The 24,005-nt window shown below is 63.4% G+C and carries 27 protein-coding genes and 1 pseudogene; 13 read left to right on the top strand and 15 right to left on the bottom strand.

Annotated elements, in window-relative coordinates; translation table 11 throughout:
* Window positions 1-207 precede the first annotated feature (207 nt).
* From AYK65_RS30320 to AYK65_RS30280, 9 genes are all read right to left on the bottom strand, one after another.
* Window positions 208-585, bottom strand: coding sequence for a DUF3307 domain-containing protein (locus AYK65_RS30320; protein WP_026614734.1), 378 nt, complete (start codon window positions 583-585; stop codon window positions 208-210).
* Entirely contained in the window at window positions 521-2,443 is a 1,923-nt protein-coding gene (locus AYK65_RS30315) for an adenylate/guanylate cyclase domain-containing protein (protein WP_081163049.1), read from the bottom strand. Before AYK65_RS30315 ends, AYK65_RS30320 begins: the two co-directional genes overlap by 65 nt.
* Window positions 2,444-2,445: 2 nt before the next feature.
* The gene (locus tag AYK65_RS30310; RefSeq protein WP_081163047.1) at window positions 2,446-3,762 is read right to left on the bottom strand and encodes an NAD(P)/FAD-dependent oxidoreductase; all 1,317 of its coding nucleotides are present in this window, start codon (window positions 3,760-3,762) and stop codon (window positions 2,446-2,448) included.
* Between the two features lie 3 nt (window positions 3,763-3,765).
* Window positions 3,766-4,239, bottom strand: coding sequence for a DoxX family protein (locus AYK65_RS30305; protein WP_081163045.1), 474 nt, complete (start codon window positions 4,237-4,239; stop codon window positions 3,766-3,768).
* Window positions 4,236-5,036 carry an HvfC/BufC N-terminal domain-containing protein gene (locus tag AYK65_RS30300; RefSeq protein ID WP_081163044.1) on the bottom strand — a complete coding sequence of 267 codons (801 nt, stop codon included), beginning with the start codon at window positions 5,034-5,036 and terminating at the stop codon, window positions 4,236-4,238. The genes AYK65_RS30305 and AYK65_RS30300 overlap by 4 nt, the downstream gene beginning before the upstream one ends.
* Window positions 5,023-6,054 (bottom strand): MNIO family bufferin maturase, encoded by a 1,032-nt coding sequence (gene bufB, locus AYK65_RS30295; protein ID WP_081163042.1) that lies wholly within the window; start codon window positions 6,052-6,054, stop codon window positions 5,023-5,025. Before bufB ends, AYK65_RS30300 begins: the two co-directional genes overlap by 14 nt.
* Window positions 6,055-6,089: 35 nt before the next feature.
* Complete coding sequence (locus AYK65_RS30290) at window positions 6,090-6,359, bottom strand: BufA1 family periplasmic bufferin-type metallophore (RefSeq protein WP_018237578.1); 270 nt, start codon at window positions 6,357-6,359, stop codon at window positions 6,090-6,092.
* Between the two features lie 278 nt (window positions 6,360-6,637).
* A complete protein-coding gene (locus AYK65_RS30285) occupies window positions 6,638-7,723 on the bottom strand; it encodes a patatin-like phospholipase family protein (protein ID WP_081163040.1) in 1,086 nt (361 codons plus the stop codon).
* Window positions 7,724-7,740: 17 nt separating this feature from the next.
* A complete protein-coding gene (locus AYK65_RS30280; protein ID WP_081163039.1) occupies window positions 7,741-8,571 on the bottom strand; it encodes a 3-hydroxybutyrate dehydrogenase in 831 nt (276 codons plus the stop codon).
* Between the two features lie 272 nt (window positions 8,572-8,843).
* Between AYK65_RS30280 and AYK65_RS30275 the strand changes: the two genes are divergently transcribed.
* The 8 genes from AYK65_RS30275 to AYK65_RS30240 all read left to right on the top strand — a co-directional run bounded on the left by AYK65_RS30275 (window position 8,844) and on the right by AYK65_RS30240 (window position 16,695).
* A complete protein-coding gene (locus AYK65_RS30275; RefSeq protein ID WP_081163037.1) occupies window positions 8,844-9,755 on the top strand; it encodes a LysR family transcriptional regulator in 912 nt (303 codons plus the stop codon).
* A 283-nt stretch (window positions 9,756-10,038) separates the two neighbouring features.
* Complete coding sequence (locus AYK65_RS30270) at window positions 10,039-10,530, top strand: cupin domain-containing protein (RefSeq protein ID WP_026614725.1); 492 nt, start codon at window positions 10,039-10,041, stop codon at window positions 10,528-10,530.
* A gap of 82 nt (window positions 10,531-10,612) precedes the next feature.
* Entirely contained in the window at window positions 10,613-11,875 is a 1,263-nt protein-coding gene (locus AYK65_RS30265; protein ID WP_026614724.1) for an MFS transporter, read from the top strand.
* Between the two features lie 36 nt (window positions 11,876-11,911).
* Window positions 11,912-12,391 (top strand): DUF302 domain-containing protein, encoded by a 480-nt coding sequence (locus AYK65_RS30260; protein WP_026614723.1) that lies wholly within the window; start codon window positions 11,912-11,914, stop codon window positions 12,389-12,391.
* Between the two features lie 249 nt (window positions 12,392-12,640).
* On the top strand, window positions 12,641-13,348 hold the full coding sequence (gene hutC, locus AYK65_RS30255; RefSeq protein WP_081163036.1) for a histidine utilization repressor: 708 nt from the start codon (window positions 12,641-12,643) through the stop codon (window positions 13,346-13,348).
* 220 nt (window positions 13,349-13,568) lie between these two features.
* Window positions 13,569-15,530 carry an elongation factor G gene (locus AYK65_RS30250; RefSeq protein ID WP_026614721.1) on the top strand — a complete coding sequence of 654 codons (1,962 nt, stop codon included), beginning with the start codon at window positions 13,569-13,571 and terminating at the stop codon, window positions 15,528-15,530.
* A 353-nt stretch (window positions 15,531-15,883) separates the two neighbouring features.
* Window positions 15,884-16,270 (top strand): hypothetical protein, encoded by a 387-nt coding sequence (locus AYK65_RS30245; RefSeq protein WP_026614720.1) that lies wholly within the window; start codon window positions 15,884-15,886, stop codon window positions 16,268-16,270.
* A gap of 218 nt (window positions 16,271-16,488) precedes the next feature.
* Window positions 16,489-16,695, top strand: coding sequence for a hypothetical protein (locus AYK65_RS30240; RefSeq protein WP_081163035.1), 207 nt, complete (start codon window positions 16,489-16,491; stop codon window positions 16,693-16,695).
* A gap of 55 nt (window positions 16,696-16,750) precedes the next feature.
* Here AYK65_RS30240 and AYK65_RS30235 read toward each other — a convergent pair.
* Both AYK65_RS30235 and AYK65_RS30230 read right to left on the bottom strand, forming a co-directional pair.
* Window positions 16,751-17,003: pseudogene (locus AYK65_RS30235) on the bottom strand (hypothetical protein).
* A gap of 105 nt (window positions 17,004-17,108) precedes the next feature.
* Entirely contained in the window at window positions 17,109-17,378 is a 270-nt protein-coding gene (locus tag AYK65_RS30230) for a hypothetical protein (RefSeq protein ID WP_081163034.1), read from the bottom strand.
* A gap of 144 nt (window positions 17,379-17,522) precedes the next feature.
* Between AYK65_RS30230 and AYK65_RS32220 the strand changes: the two genes are divergently transcribed.
* From AYK65_RS32220 to AYK65_RS30220, 3 genes are all read left to right on the top strand, one after another.
* Window positions 17,523-17,714, top strand: coding sequence for a hypothetical protein (locus AYK65_RS32220; RefSeq protein WP_139793393.1), 192 nt, complete (start codon window positions 17,523-17,525; stop codon window positions 17,712-17,714).
* A gap of 123 nt (window positions 17,715-17,837) precedes the next feature.
* Window positions 17,838-18,245 (top strand): hypothetical protein, encoded by a 408-nt coding sequence (locus AYK65_RS30225; RefSeq protein WP_081163032.1) that lies wholly within the window; start codon window positions 17,838-17,840, stop codon window positions 18,243-18,245.
* A 158-nt stretch (window positions 18,246-18,403) separates the two neighbouring features.
* Window positions 18,404-18,589, top strand: coding sequence for a hypothetical protein (locus AYK65_RS30220; RefSeq protein ID WP_026614716.1), 186 nt, complete (start codon window positions 18,404-18,406; stop codon window positions 18,587-18,589).
* Between the two features lie 3 nt (window positions 18,590-18,592).
* On the opposite strand, the gene AYK65_RS30215 is transcribed toward AYK65_RS30220, so the two are convergent.
* From AYK65_RS30215 to AYK65_RS30205, 3 genes are all read right to left on the bottom strand, one after another.
* On the bottom strand, window positions 18,593-19,042 hold the full coding sequence (locus AYK65_RS30215; protein WP_081163125.1) for a PPC domain-containing DNA-binding protein: 450 nt from the start codon (window positions 19,040-19,042) through the stop codon (window positions 18,593-18,595).
* Between the two features lie 100 nt (window positions 19,043-19,142).
* Window positions 19,143-20,075 (bottom strand): PfkB family carbohydrate kinase, encoded by a 933-nt coding sequence (locus AYK65_RS30210; protein ID WP_081163031.1) that lies wholly within the window; start codon window positions 20,073-20,075, stop codon window positions 19,143-19,145.
* Between the two features lie 89 nt (window positions 20,076-20,164).
* Window positions 20,165-20,737 (bottom strand): dioxygenase family protein, encoded by a 573-nt coding sequence (locus AYK65_RS30205; RefSeq protein WP_046117536.1) that lies wholly within the window; start codon window positions 20,735-20,737, stop codon window positions 20,165-20,167.
* A gap of 307 nt (window positions 20,738-21,044) precedes the next feature.
* Between AYK65_RS30205 and AYK65_RS30200 the strand changes: the two genes are divergently transcribed.
* Window positions 21,045-21,254: a dodecin gene (locus AYK65_RS30200; protein ID WP_026614712.1), complete on the top strand. Its 210-nt coding sequence runs from the start codon at window positions 21,045-21,047 to the stop codon at window positions 21,252-21,254.
* Window positions 21,255-21,357: 103 nt separating this feature from the next.
* Here AYK65_RS30200 and AYK65_RS30195 read toward each other — a convergent pair whose 3' ends face one another.
* Window positions 21,358-22,557 carry an MFS transporter gene (locus tag AYK65_RS30195; RefSeq protein WP_081163029.1) on the bottom strand — a complete coding sequence of 400 codons (1,200 nt, stop codon included), beginning with the start codon at window positions 22,555-22,557 and terminating at the stop codon, window positions 21,358-21,360.
* 467 nt (window positions 22,558-23,024) lie between these two features.
* On the opposite strand from AYK65_RS30195, the gene AYK65_RS30190 reads away from it, so the two are divergent.
* On the top strand, window positions 23,025-23,984 hold the full coding sequence (locus AYK65_RS30190) for a LacI family DNA-binding transcriptional regulator (RefSeq protein ID WP_244560156.1): 960 nt from the start codon (window positions 23,025-23,027) through the stop codon (window positions 23,982-23,984).
* Window positions 23,985-24,005 lie beyond the last annotated feature (21 nt).

Genomic DNA, 24,005 nt, shown 5'->3' with positions numbered 1-24,005 from the left:
GCCCGACGGCAGTGGAGACACACACCCGCTACTTCGCGCAGGTTTGTCGCCCGTTGCCTGGTCGCGAGCACCGCTCTCGACGCGACGTGCTGAATGGCGGTCGTGGGAGGTTAGGACTGGATATCGAATGGCGAGAGCGACGAGCTTGACGGGATTCCGATGAACTCGGCCCGGCGGCGAATGTTTTGCCGCTAGGCATGAAAGTACCTACGCCAGTGCGGCAAGGATCAGCGCCGCATAGGTGAGCTGGTGCATCAATTGATCGGCTCCGTGCATCGCCCAGTAGGTCCGGGTCGTCGCATCGGCGCGGCTATGCCGCGACAGCAGTGCCTTGCCATAGTCGATGAGATAGTGCGCTACGAATTCGGCGAGCACGAGAATGGCGACGCGCGTCATTCCAGCGCCGGCGAGCATCAGTGCCGGCAGGGTTCCGAGCGCGTGCCCGCCGGCATGGACATAGCCGCCGATCATGCGGAAATTTCCTTTGCCGCGCAGGATCCAGGCAGGCTGCAGCACATAATCAGCGACGAAGTGCTTGAGCTGCATGCAAGCGAGCATCGCCACCGTCGTAATCGCCATTTCCATCGCTTCCTCCCGCGGATCGAGCGTTTAGCTGGTCAATCGTATGCACGCCGACGGGCCTGGCCTTGCCGCGGACGGCCGTAAGCCCGAGCGGTCTCGTCATCGGCTCTGCCCCGAGTTCCCGCATCGTTGCATCGCTGAGCACGATTTCGACGCCGCGCTCCTTGGCCACATTCACCAGCCGGCTCGCGAGATTGACCGTGTCGCCGATGGCGGTGTAGCTCAGCCGCTCGGCGGAGCCGATATTGCCGATCAGCGCCGTGCCGCTGTTAATACCGATGCGCACGCGGATCGCATTCTCGCCGGCCGCAATTGGCGGCTCGTCATGCATTGCCGTCCGGATCGCGACAGCCGCGCGGCAGGCGCGGGCTGCATGATCCGCCTGTTTGCCCGGCGCGTTCCAGATCGCCATAACGGCATCCCCGATGAACTTGTCGACGGTGCCTCCCTCGGCGTGAATCGCGGTAACGGCAATCGTCAGGAAACGCGTCAGATGCGGCTCGACGCCAGGCCCGAGCCTTTCCGTCAGCTCGGTGAAACCCGGCAGGTCGGCGAACATGACCGTCACTTCGCAGAGCGAGCCGCCGGGCTTCGGCTCGATGCCACCCTCGACCAGCGGTCGCACGACGTCGAGCGGCATATAGCGGGCGAAGGCCGAAAGCCCGACCGCCATCCGCTTCAACGCCTGAGACAAGTCGTTGAGCTCGGCGAGAAAGGTCGGGTGATGGCGGATGCTTTCCAGAGAGAAGCGCTCGACCGCACGCAATTGCTCCGCCAGCCGGGCGAGCGGCCGGGCGAAGAGAAAATTTGCAAAACCGACGGCAGTTGCTGCGGCAAGCGCGGCCATGGCGAGCACGACTATGGCTATGCGCCGGATATTCTTGTCGATACCGCTTGCGAAGGTCGAGCGCGGGGTGGCGGTAACAAGGCGCCAGTTCTCGAATGGCAAGCGCGACGACGACACGAAGACGGGGCCTAGCGAAGCGTTTAGCACTACGGCGCGGAAGGCGTCGACCTTATTCGTCGCAACGGCCTCGGCGGCGGCCGTCGCCACGGCATCGGAGGCCGGAAAGTCGGAAAAATGCGCCGCCATCACGCCGTCGGAGGGTTGCGACGTCGCAAGCACCCGCCCGCGCTCGTCAAGAACGAAGGCTTTGCCGAGCGCTGGTAGTTCGAGCGCCTGCAGCGCCTCGGAAAGGCGCCGGAGGCTCACGGCCACCATCACCACGCCGGTAAACTTCCCGAAAGTCACGACACGCTTCGACAGCACTATGGCCGGCTCGAAACCGTTCGGCAGCACATTGGTGACCGTCCAGACGGGCTCTCCGGTTTCCTTGCCCAATCGATACCAGGGGGCGCCGAGTGCCACATAGGCGCTCTCCGCCTTGATGCGCTCCTCGAAAAAGATGTCGCCCGGGATCGGCCGGTAGAGATCGCGCCGCAGCGGACGGAGCTCGCCGGCTTTCGCAGCGCCGATTTCGACCATTTCGATCCGACCGTCGGCGGTCGCATGCGATCCGAAAAAGCGCCCGTCCGGAAAGCCGAAGCCGATCCAGGCGATCGCCGGCTGCTCGCGCAGCAGCGACAGGAACAGGAACTCGCGCTTGACCTCGTCATCGGCGCCGATCGCACCCTGGAAGAAGATGGAGCGGACAACTTCGGCGGTGCTCGTCACGAGCGCCAGCGTTCGGGACAGGTCGTTCCTGACGGATCCCGCCGTCTGGGCATCGAGACTGGCGACGATCTCCTCGATGTTCTCGCCGGCTGCGCGCTGCCAGATGAGATGGATCAACGCGGCGGTGGAGAGCACCGCCAGCATGAGGATGACGATGATGACCTGGGCGAGCTTCGGGCGATACATCGCTAGGCCTCGTGTCGGCCGGTGATCAGCCGCGCGGCGCGATCGTTGCGGACGTAGGCGACCGCCCAGTCGAGAAAGACCACGAGGCGATTACGGAAGCCGACGAGGAACCAGAGATGGGCGAAGTTCCAGACGAGCCATGCGGGATAGCCGGAGAGCCTGGCCTTGCCGAAATCCGCAACCGCTGCCTTGCGGCCGATGGTCGCGAGATTGCCGTAGTCGCGGTAACGGAAGGGCGCCGATTGCCGTCCCGCCACGTCGTCGAGAATGGCGCGCGCCGCGTAGCGACCCATCTGCTTGGCTGCCGGCGCCACGCCGGGTACAGGACGTCCGGCCGCATCGGTCACCGAGGCCGTGTCACCGATGACGAATATTTCCTCGTGCCCCGGCGGATTTAGACACCCGTCGACCAGGACCCGTCCGGCACGGTCGGCCGGCGCGCCGATCCACTTGGCGGCGCGCGAAGCCATGACGCCTGCGGCCCAGAGAATGCAGGCGGAGCCGATTTCAGTTCCGTCGGCCAGCCGCACTCCGCTGTCGTCGCAGCCGGCGACCGCATTGCCGAGCAGGACCTCGACGCCAAGCCTTTCGAGTTGTCTCTGGGCTTTCCTCGAAAGGCAGGGCGGCATCGCCGGCAGTATCCGCTCACCCGCCTCGACGAGCACGACCCGGGCGGAGGACGAATCGATGCGCCGGAAATCACGGACGATCGTCCTTCGCGAGAGCTCGGCGATGGCGCCGGCCAGTTCGACACCGGTCGGCCCGCCGCCGACGACAACGAAGGTCAAGAGCGCCTGACGCAGATGCGGCTCATCGGTCACCTCCGCCCGTTCGAAGGCGGAGAGGATACGCGCGCGGATCGCCGTCGCATCCGTGATTGTCTTCAGGCCCGGGGCGTGGTCCGCCCAAGTATCGTTGCCGAAATAAGTGTGGCGGGCGCCGGTCGCGACGATCAGGTAGTCATAGGGGATGCGCCGGCTGCCGGTCACGACGCATCGCGCGGCGGTATCGACCGCCTCGATCTTGTCCATCAGGACCGTGGCATTCGACTGCCGCGAAAGAATGCGGCGGATGGGCATGGCAATCTGCGCCGGTGAGAGCCCCGCGGTCGCCACCTGATAAAGCAGAGGCTGGAACAGGTGATAGTTTCGTCGGTCGATGACGGTGACTTCGACCGGCGCGCGGCGAAGCGCCAATGCCGCGTTCAGGCCGCCGAAGCCCGCACCGAGAATGACCACGCGCGGCCGGTGCCTTGTCTGCTCCGCGCCGGCCGCGATCTTGCCCGGCGCGGAGCCGCTCTGAACAGGCGTCACCGGCATTGCTCAGCCTCCGGCACGGATGCGTCGGGCGACCAGATGATCGACGGAAATGACTCCGGCGCCGCGCGACAGGATGAGCAGGAGCAGGCTCGTCCACATCAGATGCTCGACCCAATGATCCGGGTAGACGAAGATCTGGATGGTGGCGACGACGCCGAGCAGCATCAGCGACGCGAGCCGCGCGAGCAGTCCCAGGGCGAGCATCGCCGCGCCACTGAGTTCCGCCGTCGTCGCCATGACGGCGGCCAGTTCGGGATCGAGCAGCGGCACGCGATATTCGAAGGCGAACAGCTGGAGCGTTACCGGCCAGGATGCGAGCTTCGTCTGGGCGGATTGCCAGAAAACCTCCGCGATCGCCACGCGGGACGCCAATTGCACGATCGATAGCGGCAGGGCGGTCGCCCACTCCACGACAGTGTGGTGGAGCCTGTATATCGTTCTGGGAATACTGATCGGTGTTGCGCGCATTGTGGTCATGACACTCTCTCCTGCTGGTTGGAAGACCCCTTCATGCGATGGATGCCGATGACGAGCTCGCTGACGAAAAGGCCCGTCAGCGCTCGAGCGATATCGAACTCAGGCGAATGGCGGCAGGCGCGAGCGACCGCAGCCTCGAGTCCGCTGCCCCGCATCAACATGTGCCAGAACGCAAACTCCGCGGCGTCGAGGCGCAGGAAGCGAACGGTGTCGGCATGTCTCCACAGCGCGACGCGCTCCGGTTCGCGTTTGAGATGGGCGAGCCTTTCGGGATCGCCTCCCTGCTGGTGCGCCGCCCATATGCTGAGGGCGGGCCAGCGGCACAGAACAAGTCGCAGCGAAGGCTGTAGGAAGAGCGCGAAGGACCCGCTCGAAAGCCCCTCGTAGAGCTCGATTAGTGTGCTTGGCCGCTCCAGCGGCGCGTCGAGCGCTTCGGCGATCTTCCACTCCAGGCGCGCCACCTCGGAAACGAATGGCATGTCGGCGGTTCCCTCGAAGCGCGCGAGGAATGGCGCAAATCCTGCGCCGTAATGTGAAAGGCGCGGCTCTTGTGGCGGGCTGTTGCGGATGAAGCAGCCGGCCACATAACTGAAGTAGCGCTCGTCGAGCAGCCGCACCGTCACGGGAAACACGGCCTTCAATGTCGTCGTGAGCGAGACCAGCGTATTGTTGCGGTAGATATTGAGCCGCCTTGCGGGATCGAAACGACCCCGCTCGAGGAGCGGCAGGACATCTGCGGGCCCGGTCGTCAGAACCGCACGCGCGACCACGCTCTGCAGGGTTTCAATGGAGGACATGGCCGTCCCTCCTGCAATGGTCCGCTGCGCACTTGCCGCAAGCGGCTTTGACTGCCGCGATTGCGGCAAGCGCCGGGAAACGAATGCCACTTGTGTCGTCGCGGCCGGGCAGCTTCATGGTCTCGAAACGGCTGTCCGGCACGGTGACCGGCGGCTCCTCCGGGCGCTCGTCGAAGGCGATACTGCGGGCGAGCATGTCCGCCCACATGGCTTCGCCCAACAAGACCTCGAGCGGCGGCACATCCGTGTCCCATTCGATCAGTGTCGGTCGCGGGCCGATCCTGCGGAGAGCGTGGGCATACAGCGACCAGACGGCCGGCGGCACGCGCGACCCATGGTCGTCGATGAGAATGACGTCGCCGTCGACTTCGTTGACTGCGTGGCCGGCAAGGTGGATTTCGCCGATCGCTTCGGCAGGCAGAGCGTCGATGAAGGCCAATGCATCGTAGTCGAGGTTGCTTGCGGAGACATGGACGTTGTTGACGTCCAGCAGCAAGCCGCAACCGGTCCGGTTGACGAGCTCGCTCAGGAACTCGGCCTCGGTCATGCTCGATTCCGCGAAGGCCAGATAGGCGGAGAGGTTTTCGATGAAGACCTGACGCTTGAGCGTGTCCTGCAGCCGGCCGATGTTCCCGGAAACGATGGCGAGCGCCTCGTCGTCGTAACGGAGCGGCAGGAGGTCGTTGAGGTAGGCGCCGTCGGCGACGCTCCAGGCAAGGTGCTCCGAGACGATCGCCGGCTGGAAGCGCTCACAGACGAGACGCAGCCGCTCCAGATGCGCTCGGTCGAGACCTGAGGCGCTGCCGAGCGACAGTCCGACGCCGTGCACCGAAAGCGGATAAACCTCGCGCAGCTTCTCGAGCGCCTTCACGGCCGCTGATTGGCCCATGTAGTTTTCGGCATGGACTTCCAGCCAACCCGCAGCGGGCCTGCGGGAAAGCATCTCGGCAATGTGTATCGAACGGAGGCCGATGCCCGCAGCGCACGGCACCGGGTGGGTTGGAAACGTCTTGGGCATCGGTCTACTCCCTTTTCGCTTGTAGTTGGAGGCCGTCAGGCCTTGGGGGCGTTGCTGCCGCCGGCGATCTTTCCGCAGGTGCCGGCAGGCACGTAGATCCAGGCGTCGGCCTGGTCGTCCATCGTCGAGGTGCCCGCGCAGGAATGGGTGGCTGTCTGGCAGTCGTTCTGCCCGGCCTTGACGATGCCGTAGCACTTCTCGAACGAGAACTCGGGCTGGGCGGCCGGTCCTGCCGATGCGGTCGACGCCGAGACGGAGGCGATCGCGGCAAGCGCCGAACTGATGAGCGTACGAGTGTTGATCATTGAACATCTCCTGGATCTGACGTTGTTCAGACCGGGTATCGGCCTGATACTGACAAGCTTCGCAGACCGCTCGCGCTCTTTGAAATGCTGTTCAGGCATGGTTTCGATAGGCCGAACTATCCGCCGGCGACGGGTGCACCTGAGACGAAAAAAGCCCCCCGGAGTCGGGCCGATCGGGCCGTATCGGGGGGCAGGACTGCCATCGGGAGGGAGATGGCAAGGGAGGTGCGCTCGGCCGGTGGCGACGCGCCGTGATTGGTCGGGAAGCGCTGAGCCGTCTAAAGGTAACGCGTACTGATATCGACGCTCGAACGCTTCCCTATCGCGTCATAGTTCGCCATCAGCCAGTCCTCCGCGCACTGTCGACCGCGGTCACGGAGGTCTACGAGGGCTCCCCACTCGGCATTGAGCTTGCTCGAGACGCTGAGGTTTCTCATCGTCTCGTCGTCGGAGATGCCATGTACGAAGATGCGTTTGAGGCCAAGAGAATTGCCGGCCTCGGAATCGATCAGGTGCGTCACGAAGGCGATTGCCCGCATCTCCCTCAATAGAGACGAGTTGAAGCTGATTTCGTTGATCCTGTTGAGGATTTCGGCCGCAGTGCGCGGCAGTTCAGTTCGCTCCAGCGGATTGATATGCACCACCAGCACATCCGGCGTGTCGCAGCCATAGATCAGCGGGAAAATGGCGGGGTTCCCCATGTAGCCTCCGTCCCAATAGGCCTCACCGTCGATCTCGACAGCCTGAAACAGGAAAGGCAGGCAGGCCGAGGCCATTACGGCGTCGATCGAGATCTCGTCATTGGAAAACACCTTGACCTTGCCGGAGCGCACGTTGGTGGCGCAGATGTTCAGCTTCACGGGACAACGGGACATGCGGATCGCATCGAGATCGATCGATTGTTCCAGGACCTGGCGCAGCGGATTGTAGTTCAATGGGTTGAACTGGTAGGGCGATAGCAGCCGCGTCACCATGTCGAAGACGACGAAGGCCGGCGAATACTCCAAGGATTTCGACCCGGTCAGGCGGTCGAGCAAACTCGGCTGCAGCGGACCGAAGGCTGCCGCATGGCTGATGCGGCGCCAGAAATTGGCGAGAGCCCTTTGCGCGCCGCTGCGTCCGCCCTCCGCAAGCCCATAGGCCAGGACGGCGGCGTTCATCGCGCCGGCACTGGTCGCAACGATGCCTTCGAAGGAAAGGTTCGCCTCGTCGAGCAGCCGGTCAAGCACGCCCCAGGTGAATGCGCCGTGCGCACCGCCGCCCTGAAGCGCGAGGTTTATCGTTCGCGGCGGACGCATGTCGGCCCCGGAGCGCCGCACCTGGTGCTCGGGCACCGGCTGGCCCATGTGGGTGTGCTTGTTCATGGCTCTGCTCCTCTCGATCAATGGGCCGTCCACCCGCCATCGACGGGAATGGCCGCGCCGGTGATCGAAGCGGCCGCGCTGCTGCACAGGAAGACGCTTAGCGCCCCCATCTCCTCGACCGTCGCGAAGCGCTTGGTCGGCTGGTTCTTCAGGAACACGTCGCGGATAACCGCGTCGCGGGCGATCCCGCGCGACTTGGCCTGGCCGTCGATCTGCGCCTCCACCAGCGGCGTCCAGACATAGCCCGGGCAGATCGCATTGGCCGTAATGCCGAATTCCGCGCCTTCGAGCGCCACGACCTTGGTGAGCCCGACAAGCCCATGTTTGGCGGCCACGTAAGCGGACTTGAAGGGCGAGGCGACGAGACCGTGAGCCGAGGCGACGTTGATGACGCGTCCGTAACCGCGAGCGCGCATCTGCCCGTAGGTCGCCCGAACGAGGTGAAACGCAGCAGAAAGATTGATGCCGAGGATCGCGTCCCATTTGGCCTCAGGGAATTCGGCGATCGGCGCAACATACTGGATTCCCGCATTGTTCACGACGATGTCGATCTGTCCGAAGCGGGCGCCGGCGCGCTCGACCATCATCCGGATCGCCTCCGGGCTCGACATGTCGGCGCTGTCATAGGCGACGTCGACGTCGTTCTCATCCGCCATTTCGGCCCGCTGCCGCTCGATTTCGGCCGGATCGCCAAAACCGTTGAGCATCACTGCCGCGCCCGCCTTGGCCAGCGCCTGGGCGATGCCGAGACCAATGCCGCTGGTGGAACCGGTGACGATGGCGCTGCGCCCCTCGAGCGCCCTGCGTCCGAACATCGCGTCGATTTCAGCGTCGGTACTTTTGAGCATGTCCGCGTCTCCTCACGTTTGGGCCGAAGGGCCTTTTCCGGGAAGAGAATGGCGCTCTATTCATTTCAACTGAAATGCCACTGTGCTATGAATTCGATAGGTGAATTGCATTGGCGAAGGCGGCGCGCACATAGGAAGTTCATCGCCTCGACTTCGGCGCTGCGCGTCGGCCAGGACCCATGGTGGGTCTCTATAGCACTTTGAAATGATTGATTTCTAGATCGGATCCGATCCGAAGCAATATGCCGTAGAAGCCTTCCCGGGGGGCAGGTATGGACATTCACCACGTTCGCTATTTCCTGGCGGTCTGCGAAACGCGCAACTTCACGCGCGCCGCCGAGAAATGCAATGTAACGCAGCCGGCATTGAGCCGCGCAATCCAGCAACTCGAGGACGAGGTCGGCGGCCTGTTGTTCCGGCGCGAGCGCAACCTCACTCATCTGACCGACCTCGGAAACCTGCTGAGGCCGCGCTTCCAGTCGATCGTCGACGAGTTGTCGGGCGTCCGGCAGGAGGCGTCGCGCTTTCTTTGTCTCGAGGATGCGCATGTGAAGGTCGGCATCATGTGCACCATCGGACCGCGCCGTTTCACCGGCCTGCTCACCGACTTCAACATGCGTCATCGCGGCATTCAGCTTCAGCTCGTCGAAGGCGTGCCTCTCGGTCTTTCCGAACTGCTGGAGGCAGGCGAGATCGATGTGGCGATCATGGCAAGCAGCGACCAGTTCCCCGAGCGTTTCGATGTCACGCCGCTGTTTCGCGAGCGGTTCATGCTGGCCTTCCCAGCCGGGCACCGCTTGAGCCAGTATGAGGCAATCCCCATCTCGGCTATCGACGGCGAAGTCTATCTCAGGCGGGTCAACTGCGAATTCAACGACTATCTTTCCGATGTCTGCGATGCCTGCGGAGTGCGCACCCAGGATTCCTATTCGAGCGAGCGGGAGGACTGGATCCAGAACATGGTCGCCGGCGGCCTCGGCATCTGCTTCCTGCCCGAATACAGCGCCGTGATCCCGGGCCTCCAGGTGCGTCCCGTCACCGATCCGGAAGTGAGCCGGGAGGTCTGTCTCGTGACCGTCGCCGGCAGGCGGTTTTCGCCCGCCATGGCGACATTCGTCAGCGCCGTGAAATCCTATGGCTGGGCCGCCCCGCATTCAGGAATAGACATGCGGCGCATAGCCTGAGCCTGCTTGCAGCGCCGCGCGTCTTATCAGACACGCAAAGTCGCTGAGGCACTTTGAATTGCTGCATGTCTTTGTCCTTAAATCGAGGTCGATTCAGGGAGACATGCAGTAGCGCGCACGGCGGGTCCCGACGGCTACGGCCGCGGCCGCGCGTCCTCTCGCCCGCAATAGCTCTGAGCTATGGAATTCAAAAGCAGGCGGCATTTCTTTGTCGGCGGAATCTCCCGCAATCTCCTTGTGCCGCCGGAATTTCTCCGGCGTTACCGACGAAGGAGAACCCGACATGCCTCAGAAGTTCACTGCGGGCCGCCTGCCGCTCGCCCTTGCAACGCTCGGCCTTTTTGCCTCCACCTTGGCCACCGTGCCCGCTCTTGCCGGGGAATGCCCGGCCGATCAGGTGGCGGCAGGCGCCATGGCGCCGGGCGCAACCGCACCGGACGGCGTCACCGATGACGTCCTCGCCTCGATCGATCTCTCCTCCAGGGGCGGCGACTGGAAAGGAAGCGCGCTGCGTTTTCGCAAGCTCGTCGTCCAGCCGGGCGGCGTCGTGCCGTGGCATTCGCATGAAGCACGTCCCGCCAACATCCTGATCCTCGAAGGCACGATCACCGAATATCGCAGCAACTGCAAGGTTCCGATCGAGCACAAGGCGGGCGAAGTCACCGCCGAGTTCGGCGAGCTTGCCCACTGGTGGAAGAACAACGGCTCCAAGCCGGCCGTGCTCTACTCGGCCGATATCCTGCCGCCGATGTCGAAAGACGATCACGCCATGTGAGCCGCAAGGCGACAGCACCGCAACCATCGCGGACGTTTCCGGCCGCTGGCGGGAAACGTCCACATTCATAGGAGGACAAGCGATGGCGAACCTCGACCATGCCTCGCCGCCGGCGTCCATCTCCGTTCTGGCAAACCCCGTAGCCGACCGCTGGCATTTCGGCATCATTGCGCTCATCGCATTCCTGACCCTCGTCGACCTCTTCGCCGCCCAGGCGATCCTGCCATCGCTGCAGCGAGAGTTCGGGGTGAGCCGCGCTACAATGGGCCTCGCGGTCAATGCCAGCACCTTCGGCATGGCGGCCGCTGGTCTTGCCGTCGGTATCTTCGGGCGCAACCTGGATCGGCGAAACGGCATCTGGATCAGTCTCGCACTGCTTGCCGTGCCGACCGTGTTGCTCTCGACGACCCGGGAGATTGCGACCTTTGCCGGCCTGCGCGTGGCGCAGGGCCTGTGCATGGCGACCGCCTTCACGCTCACCATGGCCTATCTTTCGGAGCGTTTCCCAGCCGAGCGGGCCACGGGCGCGCTTGCGGCCTATGTCACCGGCAATGTCGCGAGCAACCTCTTCGGTCGCATTCTCTCGGCGGCAGTTGCCGACCTCGGCGGATTGTCCATCAACTTCCAGACTTTCGCGTTGCTCAACCTGGCGGGCGCGGCCCTCGTCTGGACCACGTTGAAGCGGACGGAACGCATGATGTCGGACCGGGCCAGGCGAAGCAGGAGCGGAAACTGGCGCTCGGTGCTCGGCAATCGACGCCTGCAGAGCGTGCTCGCCATCGGCTTCCTGATCCTCTTCGTCTTCATAGGGACATTCACTTATGTCAACTTCCGGCTGGTCGAGCTCGGGCTGTCGCCGATGCAGCTCGGCCTCGTCTATCTGGTATTCCTGCCATCGCTGTTCACGACGCCGCTCGGCGGGTATATCGCGCGTCGCCTCGGCGCCGGGGCCGGCATTGTGCTGACGCTCCTATGCGCTGCGCTCGGGCTCGTCGCCCTTCTGAGCAGTAGCCTCGCCGTTGTGCTTGCCGGCCTCGCCATGGTCGCCGTCGGCACGTTTCTCGCGCAGGCGCTTGCAACCAGCCAGGTCGGCCACATCGCCGAGACGGAGAAGGCAACAGCAAGCGGCGCCTACCTCGCCTCCTATTACACGGGCGGGCTCTTCGGCAGCCTGGTGATCGGCCAGATCTACGATCGTTTCGGATGGAGCACTTCAGTGCTGATGCTCGTCGCAATGGTGGTGCTCGCCATGTTCTTTGCCGTGCCGCTGCGCGCCATGAGGTCCGGTTATCGAAATGGACAAGAGACGGCATTATCAAATCGCGATGGCGAGCCGCATCCTTGAATGAGCCCATCGGGGGCTATAGAGAGGAGCTTTGAAATGATGAAGATCAGCAATGCGATACTATCGGCAGCCTTGCTCACCACAATGACGGCACTGGCTCAAGTTTCGATGGCTGAAGCGGCAGACAGGGACGGCATCGTCACGGTCAAGAGCCGCTATTCGGTGAGCGAGACAGTGGACCGCATCAAGCGCAGCGTCGAGGATAAGGGGATCACCCTCTTCGGCGTCATCGACCAGGCCAAGCTCGGCAACGCCGCTGGCAACGAGGTGCGTCCGTCGCGCCTGGTGATGTTCGGCAATCCGGCACTCGGCACGACTTTTATCACCGCCAATCCTCTCGCCGGACTCGACTGGCCCGTCCGGGTCCTCGTCTATCAGGCGAAGGACGGATCCGTCTACGCCGCCTACACCGACTTCGGCTGGATCGCAAAGCGGCATCGAATTTCGAGTCGGGAGCGCCAATTCGCCATGGCATCGCAGGTCATCGAGGCGGTCACCGCAACCGTTAAAGAGTAAGGCGCGGCCAAAGGCCCCTCCCTATGAGTGGTATCGTGTGGGGAGGGCCACCCCGATCTCCTAAAGCGCGTTGTGTTCAATCGAATTCAATGAGGCGTGCAAAGGTCGCTGTAGCACTTTGAACTGCTGCATGTTTTATCCTTAAATCGGCTAGGATTTAAGGAAACCTGCAGGAATGAGGATCACGCCATTTCCAACAAGCATCCTTCCGACGAGCAAAACCGCCAGGAGCCGCCTCAGGAACCGCCGATGTCGCTGCATCAGCGAATTCTAAGCGAGGTCGAGGGGCGTATCCTGTCCGGCGAGTGGCCGCCGGGATACCGCATACCCTTCGAGCATGAACTCACGGATCAATACGGCTGCTCGCGGATGACCGTGAACAAGGCGCTTTCCGAGCTCGTCAAGCGCGGCTTGATCGAGCGGCGGCGCAAGTCCGGAAGCTATGTCAGCTTTCCTCAGGTCCAGTCGGCGGTGATGGAGATCCACGACGTCAAGCGCGAGGTTCAGGCACTCGGGCTAGATTACGCCTACCGCCTCGACGAGAGAAAGCTGCGCAAGATGAATGCCGCCGATGCCGGGCGCATCGACCTGCCGGCAGCTTCCCGGCTGCTCGATATCACCTGCCGCCATTTCGCCGGCGGCCGCGTCTTCTGCCTCGAAGAGCGCCTGATCAATCTTATCGCCGTGCCGGAGGCCGAAATGGAGAGCTTCGATACCGTCGCTCCCGGGTCTTGGCTGCTCGGCAAGGTGCCCTGGAGCACGGCGGAGCATCGCATCAAGGCGGTGGCGGCAAGCCGCCAAGCGGCGCAAGCGCTCGGGATCGCGACCGGTGCGCCCTGCCTCGTCATCGAGCGGCGAACCTGGAGCGGCGGCGCGCCGGTGACGAGCGTCAGGCTCACCTATCCGGGCGATCGCCACGAACTCATCGCCGAGTTCGCGCCAAGCGCGGCGGGTTAGGTTCCTTTGCCCTTACGGAGTGGAGACGCGGGATGACGGCCCGCAGCGCCGGCCATCATGCGGGAGATTCAACACCCAAGAAGGTGGCCGGCAATTCGGATGAGAGGGCAAATAAGCGCGCAAAGTCGTCGTCGCTGCAACAAAAATGCAGCAATCTCTGGCGCTTTGCCTCTTCGAGGGGCATCCTGTCATGGTCGTCTTGGCAGAGGGAGGAACGCCGATGCGCTGCTTCACTGTACTCGGTCCTTCGCAGATCGGAAAAACCACGCTCGTGGAAAGGTTGGGCTCGCTGGGAGGCGAGCCGAAAAAATCAGTTTCTCCGTATGGATTAGGCATCACCGAATTCGAGTTCGGCGGTGAGTCCTGGTGCGCACTCGATGTTCCCGGCAACAACGAGTCCTTCGTGCATGCGCAGCACGCGCTTCTCGCGAGCGATGCCTGTGTGCTCTGCGTCTCGCCGGTGGTCGACGAGGCCGTTCTCGCTGCGCCCTATCTGCGCGTGATCGAGGCATCCGGCACGCCCTGCATCCTCTTCGTCAACCGTATGGACGAGCCGCGGGGTCGCTTGCGAGATGTCGTCGCCGCACTTCAGGACTATTGCAGCCGCCCGCTTATCCTCAGGCAGATTCCGATCCGCGACGGCGACAAGATAATCGGCAGTTGCGATCTGATTTCAGAGCGCGCCTGGCGCTACCGCGAGGGGCAGCCCTCGTCCCTGTTCGAGATTCCGGAGAGCGCGGTCGAACGCGAGCACGAGGCGCGTGCGGAGCTTCTGGAGCATCTTTCGGAATTCGACGACTGGCTGCTGGAGGAGCTCATCGAGGACCGCGAGCCGGCGAGCGACGCAATCTATGCGATCTCGACCCGGGTCTTGAGCGAGAACAGGATCATCCCGGTGCTCCTCGGCTCGGCAAGCCACAGCAACGGCATCATGCGGCTGATGAAGGCGCTCCGTCATGAGGCGCCGCGCGTCGAGGTACTGAGGAAGCGCCTCGCGACCGCAGCCGGGACCGACGCCGCTTCGCTTGCCGCCGTCAGCTTCCACGCCCATTTCCGCCAGAGCATCGGCAAGACGGTTCTCGGCCGCGCCCTGCAGAACGGCGTGAAACAGGGGGCCACGCTCGGCGGCGCCGGCCTCGGCTCGCTGCAGGATCCCGCGAGCGGCCGGGCGATTGCCTCGGGCGTGACCGAGGCCGGACAGATCTTCGCCGCGGTCAAATCCGACCACCTGCCCGTGCCGGCCTTGCTTACCGCCAATGCGCCGCTTGCTCCGCCCGAGTGGACGACACCGCCGACGCCGATGCTCGAGCGCATCCTGGTGCCGGCGAGCGAGCGCGACGAGACCAAGCTCTCCGAAACGCTGGCGAAACTCGCCGAAGCCGATCGCGGCCTGAAGGTCATGCAGGAGGAGGGGACGGGCGCGCAGCTCGTTTGTGCCCAGGGGCCGGTGCACCTGCGCGAACTCTCAAGGACGCTGTCGGAAGTCTTCCATGTCGAGGTGAGCGAGCGCCCGCCGAGCCCGATCTACCGCGAGACCATATCGAAATCCTCGGAAGTCCATTACCGCCATCGCAAGCAGACCGGCGGCGCCGGGCAATTCGCGGACGTGAAGCTCAGCGTTCACCCCAACGGCCGGGGTGAAGGCTTTTCCTTTGCCGAAACCGTCAAGGGCGGCGCGGTGCCGCGCAACTTCATTCCGGCGGTGGAGGCGGGGGCCCGCGAGGCGATGGACAAGGGGCCGCTCGGTTTCAAGGTCATCGACGTCGGCGTGCTTTTGACCGACGGCCAGCATCACTCCGTCGACAGTTCGGAATATGCTTTCCGAACTGCGGGGAAGATGGGCGTGCGCCAAGCCCTGTCGCAGGCGGCAGCGGTGTTGATGCAGCCGATCTTTCGGGTGGAGATCCATCTCCCTTCGAACTATTCCGGAAACCTCGTGCCGATCGTCGCCTCGCTGAAGGGCCAGGTCCTCGGCTTCGACCGCGACGAGGCGGCAAAGGGCTGGGACATCTTCCGCGCCCTCATCCCCGGAGCCGCACTCGACGAGCTGGCGCGATCGCTCAGATCGGCGACCCAGGGCATCGGCTATTTTTCCAAGAGCTTCGATCATTTCGAGGAGCTTTACGGCAAGGAGGCGCAGGCGATCGTCTCCGCGCATGGAACGCATCAGAACGGTCAGTGATCGCAGAAGGCGCGTGTCGGGCGGCGGCATCGCCGGATGCGAACGGAACAAATTAGCATCTCATGAATTAACTGAGGTCGCTTCTGTCCCCCAGCGACATTCAGGTTTCAAACCTGTTGCAGTGCCCGCGTCGTTCCCTGCGCGGGCACTCGCATTTTGCCGAGCGCATTGTTTTCCGCCCGAATCCCGAGCTGACCTCTTCGAGAACCGATCACGAGGATCGATCCATAAGACCTTGGTCCGATGCGGTACGGCAAAGGTCCTAGGCCGGTTGCGGAACGCTTCTCTCGACACATATCAAAGCAATCACGCCGACGAGCGACCAGCCAAAACAGTCGAACGGGATCTTGCCTATGGCAGTGTCAGACAACGGACGAAAGAATACTCTTTCCGAAGCCTGTTTCAGGACGATATCCCACCCGCTCTCAAATCTGATCTACATTGTGCTTGCCGTTTCGATTGCTGCTTTTGCCGGCGTGTCGACGGGTGTCCCGGCATACATCCTCGTGCCGATCGTGTTCCTATCGGTGCTGATTGCCGATCCACCGGAACTGTTCGCGAAAACCAGAGCACGCGACATGGATCGTTCCGGTTCGATCGGGCAAATCTCCTCCGCCGGCGATTGGCAGGTCAGCGGCAACGGTTGGAGGCTGAAGTTTACAAGCGGAGCGCGGCAACTGGACAGGAACTCGTTGGCCGAGCGCTGCCGAAGCAAGAGATCGCGGGTCCGTGGCGGCTAGCCGCCGCTGCCGCCACGGATCCGCGCGGGGGCCCCGGGGCGACGCCCCAATGATCGTCCCTTCTGGGCACGGTCGCTCTGGGGCTTCCCGTGACACGGCATCGACATCATAAATGACACATTCAAGGTCTAGGCTGCCCGCTGTCGGTGGCAGAAGAAACGGGCGTCTCCGACTGGAAGATGTAACGCGCTTTCGCCCAAATGCGAGGAGGTCGCGACATGTGTCCATCCGACGATTTTTCATCCGACGCCATTTTGCCTGATGGGGTCGCCATGCTTGACGAGGTTCTCAAGCAGATGCTCGCCGACAAACATCTTTCGAGCGATTCGGAGGAGGCGGAAAACCTGGCTAAGAGACTGATCTTCCTCTACCAGACCGGCGTACGCGAGAAGAGGCTTCTGCAAAAGATGGCAAAGGCGGCCTGACGGCAGGAGAGCGGAGGCTTATGCTGGAGGCACGCCTAACGGCTCATCCGGAGGTTCAGTAACGGTAGTAGCCATAGACGGGGCGGCCGCGCTTGCACTTGATCTCCTCCTTATACTCGTCGTCATCCCATTTGCGCTCGATCTTGCAGCGGCCTCTACGATATTCTTCCTTGAACGCGGTAACGCGGCTCATAGTCATAGCCGCGCCAGCGCCCGTGGCCGCTTTCGTATTTCCAGGGATCGGCCAGTGCGCTTCCTGCACAGCCGGCGAAAGCCAAAGCGCATCGGAGACGCGTGTCGTTTCGAATCGTTCCTGAACACGAACCGAAGCAAACGGCTTAAATGAGGCCACCGCCGGCACAAGGCCGCGCCCCGGCCGAGGAGCCGCCGCTCTCGACCGAGGTCGTTCAACACTATTGTTGTGCGCCACCCGAAGGGGCTGGTTGTGCGCCGCCCGAAGGCGCCTGCTGTGTCCCCTGTCCGCCTGAAGGTGCCTGCGGCGCTTCGACGTTCGGCACGTTCACGTCGACGTCGGTACCTCCACCGCGACCGCCGGCGCCATCCAGGAGATCGCCACCAAACAGGAACAACGCTCCAACGATTACCAGCACCAGGATTATCGCGATGGCCCAGCCACCCCCGCTTCCGCCAGTATTGACGACTGTTGGTCCTCTATCAGCCATTAAAGTTCTCCTTCATATTCATGCTCTTCAAGAAACCGCCACGGCGGATTTAAGTTCCAGTAAGAACAATGAAGAGCAGCCGGAAGCTGCTGATCTAGCAGCGGAATAACCAGACGTGCGATGACAGGAAAAGGAGCCCGCTGGATGAGCCCATCCGGGCAAAGCGAATGTGGTGCGCCGATAATTACTGATGCTGATCATGGCAGGCGTGTAAGAAGAGCCGGCGGTTTGCGATCACGTTGTGATTTGGAGTGGATCAAGGAGATGCAGAAGACCTTCGTGCTCACCGAAGTAAAACCGTTCAGCGGTAATGCGCTCGACATCGCGAGAAAATAGCCACCGACTGCGCGATTTGGCGCCACTGACGCCTATTTCCGGCGACAAGGAACTCTGGGCCCCGGCCGCCGTTTCCATGGTGTGATGTCTGTGACGAATTGGACAAGAGAGGAGGATCTGGACATGGCACAGGAAAGGCCGCTCGGTTCCGCCGTACCGCGCGGGGTCGTCGATACAAGCAAGGGTACAGTCGGCGCGGCGAACGAGGCCGTCGAAGAGCAGATCAGATCGCTGCGCGAGCAGGTCAGTGCGCTGAGTGCGTCGATTTCCGAACTGGGTATTTCGTCAGGCAGAGCCGTTGCGAGCACGGTCAGAGATACGGGCCGCAGAGCTGGCGATATGGCAAGGGAACATCCCGCCTGGACGACCCTCGCCTTGCTCGGTCTCATCGGCCTCATCGTCGCGAGCTCGGGCCGCTCGCGCTGGTACACGCGGCGCTCCTCACGGATCGAGGACATGATCTCCGATATCGAAGATCGGCTGAGTGATCTGAAGGACCATTATTGGTCAAGCGGCTGGCGGGCCTGGTAGCAAGGTCTCATTGTGCCGGCTCGCACAGAGCCGGCGAGAACCTGAGCGCGCATCAGGAACCGATCGCCCACTCGATTGTTCGGGACACACCGGCAGGATGTGCCTGACCGTCGTTATCGACGCCGCGGCACCTGCCGGCAGAACGGATGGAGCTCCAGATGCAAAACAAGTCGGATCGTCCCAAAAGCAAGGGCGAAAGCGGTACCGCGAAGAAAAACCAGCCGGGCCACGTCGGCGGCGATGAGGCGCGCAAGGCCCAGGAATGGGGCGGCGGCTCAAAGGCGTCGAAGGGCTCGGTGACCAAAGACGACAAGCGCAATCCGAATTCGAGTGCGAAAACGTGAACGTCAGCTGGCGGCGTCGAGATCGATGAGCGCTATGCCGAGGTCCGGTCGCTTGCGCCGGCGCAACGCCGTCGGGCTTTCTCGAATGATCACCTCCAGCGTCGGGCGCACGTAGCCTTCCAGAAGATGCCCGCCGCGTGTCGAGCCGTCCTCGAGGCCCAGCACCGCATGCAAATGTAAGCTCGGTTTGCCGGCATCATCGCGGCCGATGTCGCCGATCGCGCTCAGGACCTCTGACTGTTCCGCGACGGGAATCTTGCTGTAGTTTTTGCCTTCGATCCTGAAGAACCCGACCGTGGCGCGGCTGAACGCGCCGATCGCCGTCAGCGACGCGCCCGCGATGTTCTCTTGCGCCGCGAACGCCGAGATCGCCGAAAAGGCTTCGTCGCCTTCCTCGAGAACCAGGATGAAGGTGCGCTCGCCCGCATCTTCCGCCAGGAGTTTTTGCTTCATCGATTGGACCTCGTCTTTTTTGAAAACCTGCAGAGTGTCTCCCAAGAACCGGCATGGGTGTGATCTGTTCCGGGTTCCAGCCGAAACTGCGCCGGCCAACTCAGCGGATGCTGTCGAGGAAACGCAGGAATTCCTCGCGGGTGGGATAGGATGCCTGAGCACCCGCTCTGCCCACCGAGAAGGAGGAGGCTGCAACACCCCAACGGGCCGCCTCCAGAGGCGGTCGACCCTCGGCCAGTGCGGCTGCGAAGGCGCCCATGAAGGCGTCGCCTGCGCCGGTCTTGTCCACCACCTCGACGTCCGGTGCGGCAAGCATCGAGACCTGACCCTTGCAGCACACGGCGCAACCGCCCTGCCGAAGTTTGACGCAGGCGATTTCGACGCCGCGCTCGTTGAGGGCGCGCGCCGCCTCGGCGGCGTCGTCCTCGGTTCGGATCTCGCGCTTCAGGAGTCCTTCGGCTTCCTGCTCGTTCGGCGTAATCGCATGGAAGCGTTCGAGAAGCGGCAGTTCGACTTCCTCGGGGAAGGTCGGGTCGACCAATATTTTCAGGCGGCGGCGCTCGGCACTCGAAAAGGCGATTTCCAGGACGTTCCTCGGGACTTCGAAGTCGGCCACGAGAAGGGAATTCTCCGGTGCCGCCTCGATCATGTCACGAGCGAGTGCGGTCGCCTCGCTCCCCCATTCCATGTTGGCATTGGAGGCATTCAGCATCGTCTTGTCGCCGTTCTTCTGAACGATGACGATGGCAATGCCCGTCTGAGCCTTGTCGGTGGAGGTCACGCCGTTGAGATCGACGCCCGCCTTGCGAAGCGGGTCGGTGGCGACCTTGGCGTAGTAATCGTTGCCGATGCGGCCGAGGAGCCGCGTCGCAATGCCAAGCCGGTGGGTGAAAACGGCGACATTGGCGGCTTTGCCCCCGGCCCGCTCGGTGAAGCCCGCCGTGCGGACGGTGCCGCCGCCGAGAGAAGCGACGCCGCGGAATTCGAGGTCGGAGTTGATGCTGCCAAGCGACAGGATCATGGGAGTGCTCATGGCGTCGCGCGGGGCCGCAGGGCAGGCCCCGTTCCTTCCTGATGCCAAACTCGGGCGTCTCCGAAATGTTTCCCGGCAGGCTAGCAAGCTCAAACGACGAAGTCGAAGCGCCCGAATTTGCCGTCAGCGGTGTCGCGAAGTTCCATGAGCAATTCCGGCATATACAGGCGGTCGCGGGCGTTCTGCGGCTCGTTCGGGAAGAAGAGCTGGGTCGTCAAAATCGCAGCAGTTGGGCGGCGCACCCTGAAGTGATAGTGGCGGGTGCGACCCGGATAGCGAGCCGGGACAATCGTGCTGAACCACCAGCGGCCGCGCTCGTCGGTCATTTGGTGGCCCCGCAGGTTGAAGCCGCGCGTGTCGTAGGCGCCGGTTTCGTCCGCATGCCAGATCTCCACGAGACTGCCGGCGAGCGGGCGGCAACGGGTATCGAGCACGTAGCCGGCAAGGGTGATGCGCTCGCCACGGGGAGCATCACCGAAGAGCTCGTGCCTGAGCGGCGCATTGGGCTTGTAGAAAGGGCCTGCCGTCAACGCGGGCGTCAGGTCGTGGTCGTCGCCGCAGGCGGGCGTCAAAGGCAGCCTTTGGGCCGCGGCGCGCTCGGCGAGGGGCAGGGCGGGCAGGGCTAGAAAGGCGGTCAACAGCGAACGTCGGGTTGGCAGCATGATAGCCTCCTTCTCATCGGGCTCACTCACGCGCTTGCGGTCGCCGCTCGACAGCGCTCGCCCGGTGCCGCTGAGCGCGCGGCGGCATTTAGCGCGACCTGAAGGATAAGACATCTGTGCCGCCGGAACAGGGATTTTCTCTGCCACCCGGTCGGTGATTGCCGGATTTCGCGCAGCCCCGCTGGCAGTTCCCGCCCGACGGGCGCATGATCGTCGGCAGCGGTGATGTTTGCCGCTAACTGCGACGGCTTCGCCCCCCTAAGCCGGCGAGGCGCAAGGATCAAAGAAACCCTTCAGGAGGAAAATCGTGAGCGGACACGTCTACAAGAAGGTGGAACTGATCGGAAGTTCGCCGGTCTCGGTGAACGAAGCCATAGAGACTGCCATTTCGCGCGCCTCGAAGACCATGCGGAATCTCGATTGGTTCGAAGTCGACGAGATTCGCGGACAGATCGCCAATGGCAAGGTGGCGCATTATCAGGTGGTGATGAAGGTCGGTTTCCGGATCGAGGAATGAGGCGCGGCAGCGCCTCGGAGCCGAAGCTCCAACGGATTTGCAAGGGTAAGGCCCGGCCCTTGCCGGGCCTTTTTTCGTCAGGCCGCCTGCGGTTTCAAAAGTGCTACACCGACCTTCGTGCGTCTGAAAAGACGCACGGCGCTGCAGTGCGCCGGTCGAGGGCGCCGCTCCAAAGCGTGAGCAGCAGGGCGACGGCGACGAGGATGGCGCCGACCCAGGGGGTCGCGGCGAGGCCGAGCGAGGAGTCGACGATGGTGCCGCCGAGCCAGGCGCCGAGCGCGATGCCGAGGTTGAAGGCGGCGATGTTGAGCGCCGAGGCGACGTCGACGGCACCGGGACGATGCTCCTTGGCAAGCTGCACGACATAGAGCTGCAGGCCCGGAACATTGGCGAAGGACAGGAAGCCGAGCGCGGCAAGCGTGACCAGCGTCAGAACCGGCGAGGCGGCGGTGAAGGAAAAGATGGCGAGCACCAGCGCCTGGAGGAGGAAGAGGCCAACCAGGGCTTTGACAGGATTGTGGTTGGCGATCTTGCCGCCGGCGACGTTGCCGATGGCGATGGCCACGCCATAGAGCACGAGGATCAGGCTGACGCTCTCCTCGGAGAAGCCGGTGATCTCTTGCAGGATCGGCGCGAGAAAGGTGAAGGCGACGAAGGTGCCGCCATAGCCGAGCGCGGTCATGGCGAAGACGATGAGGAGGCGGCCGGAGCCGAGCACGCGAACCTGGTCGAGGAGGCCAGCCGGGGCGGCCTTGGAAAGCGTGCCGGGAAGCAGCGTCGCGATGCCGGCGAAGGCGACCACGCCGAGCGCGGCAACCGCCCAGAAGGTGGCGCGCCAGCCGAAGACCTGGCCGATATAGGTGCCGATCGGCACGCCGGTGACGATCGCGACGGTGAGCCCCATGAACATCATGGCGATGGCCGAGGCTCGGCGGTTCTCCGGCACGAGATCGGCGGCAATCGTCGAGCCGACGGAGAAGAAGACGCCGTGGGCGAAGGCGGAAAGCACGCGGGCGACGAGCAGCACCTCGTAGCTCGGCGACAGTGCCGCCGCCGTGTTGCCGACGGCGAACAGCGCCATCAGCCCGAGGAGCAGCGGCTTGCGTTCGATCCGGCCGGTCAGCGCCGTCAGGGTCGGAGCGCCGAAGGTGACGCCGAGCGCGTAGACGCTGACGATGAGGCCGGCGAGCGGCAGCGTGATGTCGAGGTCCGCAGCGACCGTCGGCAGAAGGCCGACGATGACGAATTCGGTGGTTCCGATCGCATAGGCCGCGATCGTCAATGCAAATATGGCGAGGGGCATGACAAATCCGTTTCCGCCCGCGGGTTCGCGATGCGAAGCGGGCTCAAGACGTTGGCGATGGTGTTGACGTTTTCCGCGGTGCAATATGTTGGCGGCCGGGCGCGATGATAAGCACGTCGCCGGTCGCAACGCCTGTGAATGAAATTCATCAATGGTGTTTATACGTGACTGCTCTTCGTCGACGGCGAGTTTCGGCCTGGGTGGGGCCGCCCCTCATCCGGCCTGCCGGCCACCTTCTCCCCGCAAGCGGGGCGAGGGAGACTCGCGGTGACCTGCCAGTTCCCTCCTCGTCGCTTCACTCGCCGGAGCAATAATCATATTTTTTCATGAGAAAACCTTTTCTCTTATTGACTCGTCAAATGAGAAAAGGTTTTCTCATGACTAGTTTCTGGGAGGAGGCCAAACTGAGCTCGCAGCGCAGCAAGGGGCATCGTGTCACCATTCACGATCTGGCGAGGGTCGCCGGCGTGAGCGTTTCGACCGTGTCGAAGGCGCTCAACGGCAATGGCCGCATGGCGGATGACACGCGTGAGCGGATCAAGAGGATGGCGGCGGAGATCGGCTTTCGGCCGAATGCGCTGGCGCGGGGGCTCCTCAGCAACCGCAGCTTCACCGTCGGCCTTTTGACCAACGACACCTATGGCCGCTTCACCCTGCCGGTCATGGCCGGCATTTCCGAGGCGCTGGTGGACCATGGCGTATCGGTCTTCCTCTGCGCCATCGAAGACGATCCGGCGCTCGGAAAAGTCCATGTCGACGCCATGCTGGACAAGCAGGTGGACGGCATCATCGCGACAGGCAAGCGGGTCGACAGGTCTCTCCCAGTCGATCTCGCTCGTCTGCCGGTGCCTGTGGTCTATGCCTTCACCAAGGGGGAACCCGGAAGCGTGACGCTGACCGCGGATGATCGCCATGGTGCCACACTCGCGACGAAATGGCTCAAGGAAATCGGCCGCAAGCGGCTGTTGCACATCAGCGGGCCCAAGGATTTCGTCTCCGCCGTCGAACGCGCCGAGGCGTTTCGGGAGGCGGCGGGCCGCGATGCGCCGGTTCTGCACGGCGTCTGGTCCGAGGCCTGGGGCCACGAAGCGATCGAGCGGATCTGGAACGAGGGTGACGAGAAGCCCGACGGCATCTTCTGCGGCAACGACCAGATCGCCCGCGGCGTCGTCGACGCTTTGCGCGAGCGCGGCGTGAAAGTGCCGGACGATGTCTCCGTCATCGGTTTCGACAATTGGGAGATCATGGCGGCGCAGACGCGGCCGCCGCTTACGACCGTCGACATGAATCTCAAGGAGCTCGGCCGGGAGGCCGGGCTGATGGTGCTCGCGCTTGCGGAGGGACGCGCAATCGAACCGGGGCTGCGCAAGCTGCCCTGCAAGCTCGTCGTAAGGGAATCCTGCGGAGGCACGGATCGTAGGAACTGAAGAGGAGGGGGCACACCGCCG

It is taken from the genome of Ensifer aridi, assembly GCF_002078505.1.
GTDB classification, from domain to species: domain Bacteria; phylum Pseudomonadota; class Alphaproteobacteria; order Rhizobiales; family Rhizobiaceae; genus Sinorhizobium; species Sinorhizobium aridi.
This window is presented reverse-complemented; position numbering and strand designations above follow the sequence as displayed.